Raw genomic sequence first — 14817 nt, forward strand, 5'->3', positions numbered from 1 at the left:
AGAGATCAATTATAACACTAAATAAGAATAAGTTGAAATATGTGTATAATTTGTGTATGAATTTACAGAATTTGAAAAATAAGACCATATTGCTGCTTGGAAAGAGCAGGGCTTTTAGTGAAGATGAGTTTGTGTCACAGCTGAAGTTTCATAATATTACCCTGTGTAAAGAAGTTACCGATGCGGTTACTCTTGTTGTTGAGGGGCGCATGATGAGTCCGTATGAGCAAAACCTGAGTGATACCCTTTATGAAGAAGAAAAATATGAGTTTATGAATATAGATTTGTTTGAAAAACTTTTGGCAGAAGAGATTGACAGCGATACGCTGCTTATGAGTCTCAAACTCTCCAATGACAAAAAAAGATTAAAAAGTTTTTTGCAAAACAGCTGTATAGAAGATGCGCTTTTTTTTAAACTCTTAAAAATGTACTCTTTTGGCGGTGAAGATTTTTTCGAAAATGATGACAATCGTGATGTCTCTGCTGCTTTAATAGCAAGGTTTTATGAAAATATAGAGAGAAACCATAATGTACAGTATGCGACAACGGGAATTTATCATCTGATAGTACAAACAAAAAACGAACAGCTTTTAGAAGCCATTGCTTTTTTGGAGCCGAGTAAAAAACATCCCAAAATTATAAAAGTACTTGCCCTGCATCCAAAGCTTCCAAAAAGTGTGCAGAAAATGTTTTTAAAAAAAGGGGATGAAGCAACAAAAGAAGCGATGGCGTACAATGTCAATCTGGATAAAAATATAGCTCGTGAGTTGATAAAAAATAAAAAATTTGCCGAGATTGCAGCACAGAATATCAGGCTCGATGAGGAGATGTTCTCACTTTTGTCTGAGTATAAAAATGCATTGGCGGCAAATGAGACCTTAGATGAAGCTATGCAGCAGGAGCTTGTTACATGTAACGATGAGACAATTCATCTTGCTTTGGCTGCAAACAAGTGTTTACATGTAATTACATGTAAACAGCTGCTTTGTCTAAATAATGAGAGAATCAGACAAGTAATTTATGCCAACAGTGCAACGCCGAGAGATATTCTGAAGTCTGCCTATAAAGAGGGAAACTGCAGTGAAGCGCTGAGTCGCAACAATGCGACACCGCAAAATATTTTGGAAGAACTTTTTAAATGCGGGGATGCACAGATACTTCTGAATTTGGCAAACAATGAAAATACTCCGGTAGATATTTTATATCAACTGCAACTTGAGAGCCGTTTTGAGCGGGCAGTCAAAACAAACAGAGCCTTTTCAAAACATATACAAAGTGAAAATATAGGATGGTTAGTATGAGAGCAGGAGAATTGACACAGGCACTGCAGGCACTGGTTCTGCAAAAAATCCCGACATTTCTGTGGGGAGCACCGGGAATTGGAAAATCTTCGATTGTCAAACAGATTGCAGAGAAAAACAAGCTTGGTTTTATTGATTTGCGTTTGGCTTTGATGGACCCGACAGATTTAAAAGGCATCCCTTTTTATGACAAAGAGTCACACACCGCACTTTGGGCTCCGCCTGCTTTTTTACCGAGTGAAGGCCAGGGGATTTTGTTTTTGGATGAGCTTAACTCTGCAGCGCCTGCCGTGCAGTCTTCGGCGTATCAGTTGATACTTGACAGACGTGTCGGTGAATATGAGTTGCCTGAGGGATGGGCTATAGTTGCTGCGGGAAACCGTGAGGGTGACAGAGGCGTGACCTACCGGATGCCGGCTCCTCTGGCAAACCGTTTTGTGCATTTTGAACTGGAAGTGAGTGTGGATGACTGGCGCAACTGGGCATACAAATCCGGACTTGACAGTCGCATAATTGCCTACATAAGTTACAAAAACGAGCATCTCTTTACCTTTGATGCAAAAAAAGAGCATAAAAGTTTTGCAACACCCAGAAGCTGGGAATATGTCGGGAGTATTTTACAAAGTGCTCTGCCTGCATCTGTGCTTTTGGAAACAGTGAGCGGTGCGGTAGGACGGGATGTTGCCGTTTCATTTTTGAGTTTTTTAAAAGTGATGGACAGGCTGCCCGATATTGGGAAGATACTCAGTGCAGATGATTTTGTTTACAGTGATGAGGTCGATGTTTTGTATGCTTTGAGCTCTGGACTGGTGAGTCACTATCTGCAAAATCCAAGCGATGAGCGATTGGAAAATTTACTCCGATATACGCTCAAGCTCAAAGGGGAATTTGCCGTGATGATAGCACAGGATTTACAACGAGCGGGCATCACTATGGAAGGCTCAACTGTCTTTAAAGAGTGGGTAAAAAAGTTTTCCTATCTGTTGCAATAGCCGACACGAACACACTGGTCTCAAAGGGTGTTTTTCCCGGAATCCGTACTTTAGTCCGGGCTGAGAATGACAAGAAAGTTCAAACAGTCGGCACTGAAGTACCGATTCCGGGAGGATGTGTAGTTTTTTCGGAACGCGGACTTCAGTTTGGCTACCAAAATACAGCATCTCTTCGGAACCGGTACTTCAGTGCCGGCTGTTGCAATAGTCTTGCCACTTTCGTCCGGACTGAAGTCCGCGTTCCGAAAAACAGGAGTAAAGGAAAAATATGCAAAAAACAGAAGAAAAAATCTCGCAGGCAAAAGCAAAACTTTTGCTTGAATATCCTTATTTTGGAACCCTTGCCTCCAAAATCGATGTTGTGATGAATGATGATATTGAAGCCTTTAAAAGTGACGGTAAAAAGCTTGAAATCAACAGCGATTATCTGAAAAATCTGGAACTCAGTGAAATGGAATTTGTCTTTGCCAACGGGGCGATGCATGCCAGCCTGGCTCATGAGATGCGTAAAAACAAACGCAGTGGCTGGCTGTGGCAGATGGCTACGGATATGGCAGTCAATGATATGCTTGTACAAAACGGCTTGGATATGCCCTATGGTGCACAATACCGGGAACGTTTCAGCGGGATGTATGCAGAGGAGATTTATGCCGAGTTAAAAGATGATATTCTGCGTGATGATGAAGACTTGGAGTATGAAGCCGATGATGCAGGTGATGTAGAGCAAAAAGAGAACAATGAGCAGGAGCAACAGAGTTCAGAACAACAGTTGCAAGAAGAAATTTTGCAAGAACAGCTTTTTGCAGAGGAAGCCATTGCTCTTTTGGAATCCAAAATGCACAAAGGTGAAGCACCGGTGACGATTGAGCGTTTTTTCCAACTGAGTGATTTTGGAAAAATTGACTGGCGAAATGAACTGAGGATTGCACTTGACCCGTATTTTCGAGATGATTATGTCATGATGCCGCCTTCTAAAAAACTGCTCTACAGCGGTATATACCTGCCTTCGAATATTTCTCAGACCTTCCGTCTTGTGATTGCAGTGGACAGTTCCGGCTCCATTGATACAGTGCTTTTAAATGAATTTTTGAGTGAAGTAAACTTTTTAATGACATTGGTGCAAAATTATCAGATTGAACTGCTTGTATGCGATGAAAAAATCCAATCACACAGTACTTTTTATAGTGGAGAAAGATTGGAAATTGATATAAAAGGCGGCGGGGCAACAGACTTTCGTCCTGTGTTTTACTTTATAGAAGAAAACTTTGATGATGTGAAACTGCTTTTGTATTTTACAGATCTGGCAGGAGTTTTTCCGAAAAATGCACCGGATTATGAGGTGAAATGGATAAGTTCCAAGGAAAAGGAACTTCCGTTTGGAACACTGATAAAGATGAATCAGGCTTGAAAAACAACCTGGTTTCTTCCGTTCTTTTTTGCATTGTATAAAAGCATATCGGCTGCATTAATATTCTCCTCAAGAGATTCCTCTTCGTTAAAGAGTGTTGCACCTATTGAGACAGTGAAATTTATATACTTGTCATCTTTTAGGTGATATGAGAATTTTTCCACTTCTTCTCTGAGCCTGTTGAAAATTTCTTCTGCACTGTACTGATTGATATTTTTCAGTACAACACAAAACTCTTCTCCTCCAAACCTTGCTACAATATCATGCGGATTTGTAGAACTTCTCAGGATATCTGCGAGGGCGATGATGATTTTGTCTCCTGTATCATGACCATAAGTGTCATTGATATTTTTAAAGTGATCTATGTCTATCATCGCGATGGCAAATCTTTCACCGCTGTTTTTAACTTCGTCGATATATTCATTTATTGTGTCAAAAAAGTATCTGCGGTTATACAGCCCTGTGAGGTAGTCACGGTTTGCGTAGTTTGTGATCATCTGTATATTTTCCAAAGCTTCTATGGAATTGTTAATGCGGCAGGAAAATTCCTCTTTGGAAAAAGGCTTTTTAACATAGTCATTTGCTCCGTGTTTTAAAAAGAGTGCCGTTATCTCTTCATCTTCATTTGAAGAGATGACAAGAATACAGAGTTCGTTTTTGGTATATGTTTTTCTGATTTCTATGGTTAACTCCAAACCATCCATGACAGGCATATTGTAATCAGTCAGAACAAGAGAGATGTCAGGTTGGGATTTGAGCATACCGATCGCTTCTTCTCCGTGGGCAACGCTGATGACCTGAAAAAAAAGATTTTCAAGCATTGTCTGCATCTGCTGTCTAAAGATTCTCGAATCATCCACTACAAGCACTTTGTGCTTTTTGTTGTTTTGCAGACGCTCTATGGTGTGGATGATGTAGTTTATGTCATCTACACCGCTTTTGTTGACATAGTCAATAATATTTTTTTGAAGAATTTTTTTTCTGAATTCTTTGTCAATATTACCGCTTAAAACTATGGCATGAATCTTTTTTTGCGTTACATAATCAACAATCTCTCCGTTTGGCGCATCAGGCAGGTTGATATCCAGAAGTGTAACGAAATAGGAATACCGTGCGATAAAGAGTTTTGCTTCTGCCATTGTGTACGCCACATCGACTTCCAAATCAAGAGCAGAATGTAGCTTTTTTGCAATAAGTTTTGCCAGTGTTTTATTGTCTTCTACAATTAAAATTTTTTCATTCATCATAAATATTCCTAAAAAATGTTAAGTAACAGTATACAGTTATTAATCTGATATTATACTAAGAATGGCTATTATCCGTTTATGAATTATAAAGCTTTGATACTTGATAAACTATACAGGAAACAGAATCTTTTTTTAACAGGCGGTGCCGGTGTTGGAAAAACGACTGTTACAAGAGAAATTATTGCAGCATTTGAGAGGGAGGCAAAAAAAGTTGCAAAACTGGCTTCAACCGGAATGGCAGCTACACTTATAGGCGGGCAGACACTGCACAGCTTTTTTGATTTGGGGATTGCTTCGAATGTGGATGAGTTGCAAAAAAATGCAAAATTTGAAATTAAAAAGAAGATTAAAAAACTGATATTGAGTATGGATTTAATCGTTATTGATGAGATTTCCATGGTCAGTGATACACTCTTTGCAATGATAGAACTGCGTCTTAAGCAGGCAAATTTTAATGGCTCTTTGCTGGTCGTAGGTGATTTTTTGCAACTCCCTCCGGTTGTACGCGGTTATGGCGAAGTAAAATTTGCTTTTGAATCACCCGCCTGGCAGAATTTCTCTTTTGAAACAGTGGAACTGACACATATCTACAGAACAGATGATCTTCGTTTCATTGAGTTGTTGCATGCAGTGCGATTTGGCAGGATAGATGAACAGACGCATAATCATCTGAACGAATTTATAAAGCCATTGCCCGCTGATTTGAGTCAGTTTACATTTTTGTTTGGCAAAAATGCTTCGGCTGCAAAACACAATAAAGCCCAGCTTGATTTTATAGATGAGGCTTTACATGTAAAGGAAGCACAGATTGTAAAACATCTCAAATCAACGCAGGACAAAGAAGTGGAGCGTTTTATGGATGATGCCAGAATAGATAAAGAACTTGCATTGAAAGTGGGTGCTCCTGTTTTGTTTACACGAAACGCCTGGAACTACTTTAACGGAGAAAGAGGCACTGTTGTGAATGTGGATGAGCGCTATGTGTATGTGCAAAAGAGTGACGGCAAAGTGGTAAAACTTGAGCCGAGTGCACAAAGTAAGGCCGTATGGAAAGAAAAGAGTGTAGAGGGAAAAAAAGAGATGGTGGAAGAGAATGTTTTTACGGTCTATCAGTTTCCAATAAAACTTGCGTTTGCGATAACCATCCATAAGTCACAGGGGATGTCCATCGAAGATTTGATTATAGAGACCAATGAGATTTTTGCACCTTCTCAGTTTTATGTGGCACTTTCACGTTCCTGTAATCCTGCGAGACTCACACTTATTGCCCCAAAAAGACAATGGTATGAGCTTGCATATGTAAATCCAAAAGCTTTGAATTTTGTACAAAAGGAAGAGGCTTGTTGAAAAATGTAGAGAGCGGCATACTTTTTATGCTTGGTGCGGCTTTGATTTCTGCACTCAACGGAGCGTTGACTAAAATACTCTCCGAAGATATTTCTGCTTTGGAAATTGTCTTTTTTCGCAATCTTATCGGAATTTTTATCATACTGTATACGCTGCAACATACGGCGCCAAAACTTACAGGCGGAAAGATTTATATGCTTTTTACCCGCGGGCTTTTTGGATTTATGGCAATGATCCTCTTTTTTTATACCATTAGCGTTATTCCTTTGGGCGAGGCGATAACTCTGAACAAAACCTCTCCTTTTTTTGTAACACTGTTTGCCTATTTTCTTCTGCATGAACGTTTAAACAAAAAAACACTGCTGGCACTGTTTATAGGCTTTTTCGGTGTTGTTCTTATAACCAAACCTTTTGGAATGAGCTTTTCATATACCCATTTCCTGGGTATTTTGGGCGGTTTTTTTGCAGCAGCAGCATATACAACGATAAAAAAAATAAAAGATATATATGACTCACGTGTGATTGTCCTCTCCTTTGTGGGTGTAGGAACATTTTTGCCGGCATTGTTGTTCCTGACTGCACCCTTTGTCAATGCTCCTGCTTCGTTAAGCTTTTTGTTCCCTGAGTTTATTTTGCCGACTACATTGCATGTATGGCTTTTGGTGGTTTTTATGGCATTTATATCGACACTCTCTCAATGGCTCCTGACAAAAGCATACAGTGCGCAAAACTTAAGTATTATAGGTGTTGTCAGTTATACAAATATTCCCTTTGCCATAGGTTTTGGGTATCTGCTTGGTGACAGTTTGCCGGATATATTGACATTTACAGGCATAGCCTGTATTGTATTTGGAGGTATTTTGGTAAGCAGGCGTTAAAGAATGAAATTATTTCATTCCACTTGCTGCAAGGGTTTAAGAGTATACAAACCACCATATATATTTATTAAAATTCCATCAGGGAGTTTTTTTCGAAGCTTCTTTATAAGTGTTCTTATAGAAGCAGCACTGTATTCTTTATCATTGTCCTCCCAAATGTTAACAAAAATATCAAATGAATTGAGCGATTTGTTTACATTGAGACATAATAGATGCAAAAGTTTCGTTTCATAATTACTTAACAAAATCAATGTATTATTGACAAAATATTCTTTTGTATCCAAATTATATGTTGAGATTGTATTCAAGTGTATAATATTCTTGGTAAAAGATTCAGTTTTTAATAATTCCAATGCTATATCTATACTCTGTGTTAATTCTTTTCTTTTGATAGGTTTTACTAAATAGTTAAGCATTTGCATACTTAAAGCCTCAAGCAGTTTTTCTTTTTCAGAGTGTGCAGTAAGTATAATGATTTGTGTATGTTTGGAGATTTTTCTTATCTCTTTTGAAAGTTCCAAGCCTGATAAAAAGGGCATTGTAATATCTGTAAGAACAATGTGAGGGGAATGTGTCTTGTATAAACTAAGCGCTTCTTCTCCGTTGTCAGCCTCATAAACAGTACAATTGTATCGACTTTTTATATAGGCAATATGATTTTTCCTTGTGGTGTACTCATCTTCTGCATACAGTAGTGTAAAATTTTTCATAATATTATGCTAAACAGCGCTCCTTTTTGAGTGTTTTTGACATACAATTCTCCTTTTAGACTATTTTCTACCAGCATCTTTGCCATATATAGACCAATACCGATTCCGTTTGATTTAAATTTGGTTGTGAAGTAGGGTTCAAAAATTTTCTCTAAAATTGTTGTATCTATACCGCCTGCATTGTCTTCAACTTCAATAATGGCTTTTCCATCTGCATTCTTTAATGTAATATGAATTTTCCTATATTCCATATTTTTATTTTTAAATGCATCGACAGCATTAATTAAAAGTACATGAAGGACTTGAATGAAATCATTGCTGTTTATCTTTGCCGAAATGCTTTGGGAAATATCTACTTTTACTGTTATTGTTTGTAGTTTTGTATCGATTAATCGTAGTGCCTGAGAGATAAGGTCTTCTAATTTTGCTACGGTTATATTTTTAGAGCTCTCTTTAAAATAGTTGCTGAAATTTTCAATAGTCTGGGACATGTGTTGTGTAATTGTTTCTATTCGTTCTATATCTGTATCTAGTGTTTTTGGTGTAATTTTTTTTGTATAAAAATCAGCATCAATTTTCATTGCTACTGCATTAAGTTCAGATAATGGCTGTCGCCATTGATGCGCAATATTTTGTAACATTTCTCCCATTGCAGCTAATTTGTTTTGGCGCTGGAGATGATTATTTTTATGTTGATTTTCTCTTTGCAGCGTGTGTATTTGTCTTGATAATATTATGGAAAAGGAGAAAATTTCAAAAATGACAGTTATCTCAAAGAGGTATGCAATAGGTTTGCTTAAAAACCCTACATAATAAAGCATGGTAAAAATCATTCCACCTAGAGAAACTCCCCAAATAAAAGCAAAATATTTTGCATATTTTTCTTTTTTTGTTACTGCAAGATAGATACTGACAGCCTCTAAATATAAAGCAAAAACAATAGCCAAAGGTGTCATATATTTTAGAAGATAATTCTGGTGTGAATTAAACAGAACAATCAAGACAATTAAAAACATAACTAAATGAAAGAAATAATAAATTTTTTTATAATTATGTAAATTTAAAAATTTATTGGTAAAAAGAAAAATGGAAAAGACTACTGTAGCCAAATAATAAACAGGCATATATGCCTGTTGGTAAATCAGTGTTTGGTTGTCTTGCAGAAAATATGCGATCATACCGCTTAAAGAAAGGTGATGTATAAAAATCATTGCTATAAAAAGAGCATAATAAAAATAGCTTGAATTGTCACTGTGAATACTTATACTTATTGCATAGATAAATGCAACAAGCAAAATACTGAAAAAAACAGTTAAGAGAAGCTGATGGCGAAGTTCTTCATTTTTATACATTTTGTAATCTTGTAGTTTTAGATGAAAATGGAGCGAGTGGGTCATAGGACGAAGTGCAAAAAGAAAAGTTTTTTCTTCATGGGGACGAAGTGAAACTTCAAATGTGAAAAAAAGTTCATTTTTGAATTTTTTTCTTTGCAGAACTCCGTTTTTCTCTTTTCTTTTGAGTGTATTATTCGCATCGATTTCATAAAGATCGCAAACAGCAAGGTTTGGTGCATCAAGGGTAAAATAGCGTATTATTTGTTTGTTTGAAGTGTTTTTAAGAATAGATTTTATCCAAAGTGTGTCTTTGAAAATATATCCAAAATTAAAAAAATCTTTTGTACTTTTTTGAAATAATATTGATTTTTGCAGTATGTCACTCACTGATTTTTGACTGTTTTTATCTAAAAACCAGGAGCTTTCTTTCAAGAGATTAAGATTACTTGTATTTTCATTTATGGACGTAATGCTTTGTGCATTAACAGACAATTGCATCAGCAAAAGAAGAGAAAAAAAATACTTATATGTTGAAAATTTCAATAATGGGCCTTATGCAGTTGCAATATTATTTCGAAAGTGTATCATTTTTACATAAAGAGAATCTTTTTATCCGTTTTTTTATAACAATTAATATTTTTCACATTTGGCACACACTTTTTTTATAGAATTTCGTGAAATTAAAACACAAAGGAAATAAATGAAGAAAGTAATACTTGCAGGAATACTAACAATGAGTGCCAGCCTTTTTGCAGAGGTCGATTTAAATGAACATAAAACTATTGACAAGATAGCATTAGCAGGATTAAATGCAAACATAGCAAAAGTTGATAAAGCTGCAGCCGGTCGTTGGTATTTATATCAGGGAGAAACAGCTGTTTGGAGAAAAGTAAGAAATGATGAATTTGAACTTGACGGTGCAATTGAAGAGGCATATACGCATTTTCTAAATAAAATAAAAGAAAATAAAGACATAATTGGACAAACAAGTGTATTAAGACTGGGGGCACAGTTTGGAAAATATAACTTTAAAAAACAAGAATTTCCTCTGTCACTTATGAGTAAAAATTCGTATATATCATATTATGGATCCGTTTTGGCATATAACGGGAAGACTAAATTGTCATTTGATAATATTAATCCTAATAATACAATACTTCCAATGATAAAAGCAGATGCTAAGCAATTTATGAAAGCAAGAAAGAACAGCAGAGGCAGTGTAGATAGAGATTTGACTGCAAAATATTCTTATGTAATTAAAAAAATAATCTCTTCATCTGAAAATATTGAACAATGTCAGGAAAATTTTCGCGGATGTAGTGATGATATTAATGTGAAAGTGATCGGACATATAACGAAGCTGGAAATTTTAGGCAAAGATGGCAAAGTTTTAAAAACATATGACAACTATAAGTAAAAGTACAGATAGCTGAAAAACGGAGGAATTAAAATGAGTGCAAAAAAACAAAGAGTAGAGGTCAATAGATAATGAAAAAAGTTTTATTAACAGTAAGTATTTTAGGTATAGTTATGTTTTCTGGATGCAGTTCTGATTCAAAAGAGTCTTTAAGACAAGAAATGAAAACACTTTTTCAAGATTGTTATAATTTGAAATATTCAAAAGAGGAATGCAGAGAAAAAGGTGTAGAACTTGGAGAAAGAATCAAAGACTTCAACAGAGGAGCCTCTTCAGAAGATAAAATCCGATTATAGTCCATAAAATTCTATCAAGAATGCAAGGTAGTGCAATGAATAAAGTGATAATTACTATGATAATCTTACTGAACGGATTAGTCTATGCTGATTCTTATAGCAAAAAAAATATTTTAGGAGTATGGGAGGTTTCGTCAGTAAAACCAAATGGTTTTGTCTCCTTTGGAAAAGAATTTTCAAAAACCAGAGGTGAAATTTATACTCTTTCCTTTAACAAAAGGGGAGAAGTGAAAAATAAGACGACAAATACTGTGTATAACTATGAAGTTGTCAATGGAAATTTGAAAATCTATCCAACGAAAACATATAAAAAAAACTATAAAATCAAAGATAAAAGACATTATGACCTGTGAAAAATCTCAAAGAACTACGAGAATTGTTACCAAGCTAATATAGTGCAGAAAAAAATTCCGGGTTATTATCGTAAAAACGGGTATAAATGGTGTAAAGTACAAGAGTATCCGAAAATTATATTTAGTGTGTTTCCGTCTTCTTCTCTGCCACAACAAACAATGAAAAATCCCAATTAAGCTTTTTGGCAGAAAACAAAGGTTATCATTTAAATATATTAAAAAAGGCAAGAGTAGATGCAAGGTGCGGACAGAAGTATTACTATTGCAATAGATGAACTTCCTGATAATGTTGTTATTTATAAATTTGAAAAGAATGATTTTATTTTTGTGGATTTAAATAAAAATGTTGAGAAAACTGAAAATATTTCTAAAAAGCAACTGATAGGCAAAAAATTGACAGAAGTTTTTCCCGGAGTAAAAGAGTTCGGGCTTTTTGATGTTTTGTTGCAGGTCCATGAAGACGGCAAAGCAAGAGATCTTGACACAAGGCTTTACAAAGATGAGAAGCTCAGCGGCTGGCGATATAACAGTGTAAGAAAACTGCCAAACGGTGAACTGATAGTCTTTTACAAAGATATGACGAGGTGTAAGCAGATGGAAGAAGAGTTGTATTATCTGGATAAAGAAACAGTGCTTGAGAGAAAAAAAGTGCAACTTCTTGCACAGGCTTTGGAACAGACTGATGACATGGTGTTGATTACCGATGCAAACGGTATCATAGAGTATGTCAATGATTCTGTGATTGAAAAAACAAAATATGAGAGAGAAGAACTGATAGGCAACAAAACAAATATTTTTAAATCAGGAAAACATACACAGGAGTTTTATAAGAATCTTTGGGAGACAATACTCGCTGGAAAGAATTATCATAATATTCTGATTGATAAGACAAAAGATGACAGGCTCTATTATGCAGACTTGAAAATAACACCGCTCTTTGATGAAAACAGAAATATTCAAAACTTTGTTTCCACAAGTACAGATATAACAAGCCGCATTGAGATGGAAAAAGAGCTGAAGAAGCTGGCAACCATAGACAGCTTGACGGAAATATACAACCGTTACAAAATAGATGATGCGATAAATATAGAAATACAAAGATATAAACGCTATAAAGAACCGTTTTGCATACTAATGTTTGACATAGATCATTTTAAAGTTGTCAATGATACATACGGCCATGATATAGGAGACAGAGTGTTAAAAGCTTTGAGTCGTCTGGTTTTGAAGCATATTCGCAAAACTGATATATTTGGTCGCTGGGGAGGTGAAGAGTTTGTTGTCATACTGGAAAATACAACAAAAGAGAAGGCTGTTGTCATTGCCGAAAAAATAAGAAAGAGAGTTGAGGCATATACTATAGATAAAAAATATAAAATCACGATCAGTATAGGCGTTGCCGAGTATCAGGAGCCGCAGACGAGAGAAGAGCTGGTGAAAAAAGCAGATGATGCTTTGTACAGAGCGAAACAAAACGGGAGGAATCAGGTTGTTGCTGCATAAAAATTTATTGTTGGTTTTATTGTTGGCGGTTGTCAGTTTCAGCGGATGTGTATCACATCAGGATAAAGGGTATTATGAAAGAGCAAACAAGGCAAGCGAGAAAGCACTGCAGAAGCTAGACAGAGAGTAAAAACTCTCTTATCTAAAGATTTTTATAACTCTTTTTCGTGTTTTGCCAAGTACTCGGCAACACCTTCGGCGTCAGGTTTCATACCCTCGTCACCTTTTTCCCAGCCGGCAGGACAAACTTCACCGTACTCATCAGTAAACTGCTGTGCATCGATCATTCTGAGCATTTCATCAACATTACGTCCAAGTGGAAGGTCGTTGATAACCGCATGACGAACAATGCCTTTGTCATCTATTAAAAATGAACCGCGAAGTGCTACTGCATTGTTTAAAAGTACATCATAAGCACGGGAAATATCTTTTGTCAAGTCTGCAACAAGAGGGAAATTGATACGGCCGATTCCGCCTTTTTCAACCGGAGTTTCTCTCCATGCAAAGTGAGAAAACTGTGAATCAACTGAAACACCTACAACGTTCACACCGCGTTTTTGAAATTCATCGTATCTGTGAGAAAATGCAATGATTTCTGACGGGCAGACAAAAGTAAAGTCTAACGGGTAAAAGAATACTACAGTACCTTTTTCACCGAAATTTTCGCTTAATTTGAAGTCTTCTACGATTGAGCCATCAGCTAAAACTGCTGTAGCTGTAAAATCTGGAGCTGGATTTGTTACTAACATATATATGTCCTTGTGTTTAATTTTATAAACCGATTCTATCTAATTTTTACTAATAAAAATCTATATTTTTTGAGTTAATTTATAACTTTTGATTTTGCCAGTGCCGCTTCTATCTCTTGGGTGCTTACATCACCGTCAAGCTTTAACGAAACATTGCCGTCTTTTCCGCTGACAGACATATTTTTGATTTTGCTTTTTGTGGCATCACTCATACATTCGCACTTTCCTGTGGCACAGTTTTCTACCATGGAAACGATATTTTGCTTTTTGACTGCACCACTGAAGGAAATTTTTACACCGCTGTCTGTTTTATTTACTTTTCTGTTCATCGCATAACTCCTCTTTTATGATTGGCAATAACTTTTTTTCTATTAAATTGAGAGTTTTTTCGTACTCCGCTTCTGCTTTGCCGCTTGGATCTTCAAAGCTTACATGTAAGGTCTTTACCGCTTTGGCAAAGACGGGACAGCTCTCTTTTGCAGCGTCACAGACCGTAATGACCAGATCAAAAGGAGTATCCAGCACCGTCTCTATCACCTTTGAATGATACTCATCTTTCCAATACCCTTTTTGTTTGAGCAGTGCCTGTGCGTGAGGGTTTACCTTGCCGCTTGCTTTGACACCCGAACTTTGGGCATGCACACACTCACCAAGTTTCGCATTGACAAGGGCTTCGGCCATGATGGAGCGGCAGCTGTTGCCGGTGCAGAGAATTAAAACTTCTTTTTTTTGACTCATATTTTACATGCTCCGTTTTGGGATGATTTTTTCAAAGGCGGCAAGGCTGTTTCCAAATGCCGAATTTCTCTTAAAGCCTCTGTGCGAAACCTGTCAAGCGGTGAGCGAATAGCATAAAATCCCCAGGTGCCTTTTCTCTCAACTCTTAAAAACCCGGCTTCTTTGAGTATTTTCAGGTGCCGTGAGAGACGAGACTGAATCATATCAAGCGATTCCTGCAAATCACAGACACAACACTCCCCGTATTCATCCAAAAATCGCAGTAAAAGGACTCTGGTTTCATCATTTAATGCCGAAACAGTTTTTAAAAATATTTCCATTGCATCCTCCGTTTGCAAAATTATAGCAGATAAAAACACAAATATCAAGATATATTGATTTATAGATTTTATTTCGTTATACTTTCACGAAAGCGTACAAATTATGCACGAAAGTTGTAACAGCCGGCACTGAAGTACCGGTTCCGAGGTGTTTTTGGAATAGAGACTGCGTCATAAAGTAAAGTAACTTTTTGGGAACCCGTACTTCAGTACGGGCTTTGTGT

At 36.5% G+C, this 14817-nt stretch carries 17 protein-coding genes; 10 read left to right on the forward strand and 7 right to left on the reverse strand.

Features of this window, described 5'->3' with window-relative positions:
• The first annotated feature begins 56 nt into the window (after positions 1–56).
• The 3 genes from MNY28_RS06985 (at position 57) to MNY28_RS06995 (ending at position 3701) form a co-directional block, all read left to right on the forward strand.
• A complete protein-coding gene (locus tag MNY28_RS06985) occupies positions 57–1301 on the forward strand; it encodes a hypothetical protein (protein WP_346389328.1) in 1245 nt (414 codons plus the stop codon).
• Complete coding sequence (locus MNY28_RS06990; RefSeq protein WP_346389329.1) at positions 1298–2293, forward strand: MoxR family ATPase; 996 nt, start codon at positions 1298–1300, stop codon at positions 2291–2293. Before MNY28_RS06985 ends, MNY28_RS06990 begins: the two co-directional genes overlap by 4 nt.
• Positions 2294–2561: 268 nt before the next feature.
• Positions 2562–3701: a VWA-like domain-containing protein gene (locus tag MNY28_RS06995; protein ID WP_346389330.1), complete on the forward strand. Its 1140-nt coding sequence runs from the start codon at positions 2562–2564 to the stop codon at positions 3699–3701.
• Here MNY28_RS06995 and MNY28_RS07000 read toward each other — a convergent pair.
• Complete coding sequence (locus MNY28_RS07000) at positions 3692–4945, reverse strand: diguanylate cyclase (protein WP_346389572.1); 1254 nt, start codon at positions 4943–4945, stop codon at positions 3692–3694. The two genes, MNY28_RS06995 and MNY28_RS07000, sit on opposite strands and share 10 nt — an antisense overlap.
• An 81-nt stretch (positions 4946–5026) precedes the next feature.
• On the opposite strand from MNY28_RS07000, the gene MNY28_RS07005 reads away from it, so the two are divergent.
• Positions 5027–6295: an AAA family ATPase gene (locus MNY28_RS07005; protein WP_346389331.1), complete on the forward strand. Its 1269-nt coding sequence runs from the start codon at positions 5027–5029 to the stop codon at positions 6293–6295.
• Complete coding sequence (locus MNY28_RS07010; protein WP_346389332.1) at positions 6289–7173, forward strand: DMT family transporter; 885 nt, start codon at positions 6289–6291, stop codon at positions 7171–7173. Before MNY28_RS07005 ends, MNY28_RS07010 begins: the two co-directional genes overlap by 7 nt.
• A gap of 14 nt (positions 7174–7187) precedes the next feature.
• On the opposite strand, the gene MNY28_RS07015 is transcribed toward MNY28_RS07010, so the two are convergent.
• Positions 7188–7883, reverse strand: coding sequence for a response regulator (locus MNY28_RS07015; protein ID WP_151901027.1), 696 nt, complete (start codon positions 7881–7883; stop codon positions 7188–7190).
• Complete coding sequence (locus MNY28_RS07020; protein WP_346389333.1) at positions 7880–9760, reverse strand: sensor histidine kinase; 1881 nt, start codon at positions 9758–9760, stop codon at positions 7880–7882. Before MNY28_RS07020 ends, MNY28_RS07015 begins: the two co-directional genes overlap by 4 nt.
• Positions 9761–9917: 157 nt before the next feature.
• On the opposite strand from MNY28_RS07020, the gene MNY28_RS07025 reads away from it, so the two are divergent.
• The 5 genes from MNY28_RS07025 to MNY28_RS07045 all read left to right on the forward strand — a co-directional run bounded on the left by MNY28_RS07025 (position 9918) and on the right by MNY28_RS07045 (position 12916).
• Entirely contained in the window at positions 9918–10634 is a 717-nt protein-coding gene (locus MNY28_RS07025; protein WP_151901025.1) for a DUF4852 domain-containing protein, read from the forward strand.
• Positions 10635–10705: 71 nt separating this feature from the next.
• Positions 10706–10930: a hypothetical protein gene (locus tag MNY28_RS07030; RefSeq protein WP_151901024.1), complete on the forward strand. Its 225-nt coding sequence runs from the start codon at positions 10706–10708 to the stop codon at positions 10928–10930.
• Between the two features lie 35 nt (positions 10931–10965).
• On the forward strand, positions 10966–11283 hold the full coding sequence (locus MNY28_RS07035; RefSeq protein ID WP_346389334.1) for a hypothetical protein: 318 nt from the start codon (positions 10966–10968) through the stop codon (positions 11281–11283).
• Between the two features lie 234 nt (positions 11284–11517).
• Positions 11518–12786, forward strand: coding sequence for a sensor domain-containing diguanylate cyclase (locus MNY28_RS07040; RefSeq protein ID WP_346389335.1), 1269 nt, complete (start codon positions 11518–11520; stop codon positions 12784–12786).
• Positions 12776–12916, forward strand: coding sequence for a hypothetical protein (locus tag MNY28_RS07045; protein ID WP_346389336.1), 141 nt, complete (start codon positions 12776–12778; stop codon positions 12914–12916). The genes MNY28_RS07040 and MNY28_RS07045 overlap by 11 nt, the downstream gene beginning before the upstream one ends.
• 22 nt (positions 12917–12938) lie before the next feature.
• Here the strand turns inward: MNY28_RS07045 and MNY28_RS07050 are convergent, their stop codons facing one another.
• The 4 genes from MNY28_RS07050 to MNY28_RS07065 all read right to left on the reverse strand — a co-directional run bounded on the left by MNY28_RS07050 (position 12939) and on the right by MNY28_RS07065 (position 14593).
• Positions 12939–13535 (reverse strand): peroxiredoxin, encoded by a 597-nt coding sequence (locus MNY28_RS07050; protein ID WP_151901021.1) that lies wholly within the window; start codon positions 13533–13535, stop codon positions 12939–12941.
• Between the two features lie 74 nt (positions 13536–13609).
• Positions 13610–13864: a hypothetical protein gene (locus tag MNY28_RS07055; protein WP_346389337.1), complete on the reverse strand. Its 255-nt coding sequence runs from the start codon at positions 13862–13864 to the stop codon at positions 13610–13612.
• A complete protein-coding gene (locus tag MNY28_RS07060; RefSeq protein ID WP_151901019.1) occupies positions 13845–14273 on the reverse strand; it encodes an arsenate reductase ArsC in 429 nt (142 codons plus the stop codon). Before MNY28_RS07060 ends, MNY28_RS07055 begins: the two co-directional genes overlap by 20 nt.
• Positions 14270–14593 carry a metalloregulator ArsR/SmtB family transcription factor gene (locus tag MNY28_RS07065; protein WP_346389338.1) on the reverse strand — a complete coding sequence of 108 codons (324 nt, stop codon included), beginning with the start codon at positions 14591–14593 and terminating at the stop codon, positions 14270–14272. Before MNY28_RS07065 ends, MNY28_RS07060 begins: the two co-directional genes overlap by 4 nt.
• Positions 14594–14817: the final 224 nt, after the last annotated feature.

It is taken from the genome of Sulfurimonas sp. NWX367 (assembly GCF_039667065.1).
GTDB classification, from domain to species: domain Bacteria; phylum Campylobacterota; class Campylobacteria; order Campylobacterales; family Sulfurimonadaceae; genus Sulfurimonas; species Sulfurimonas hydrogeniphila.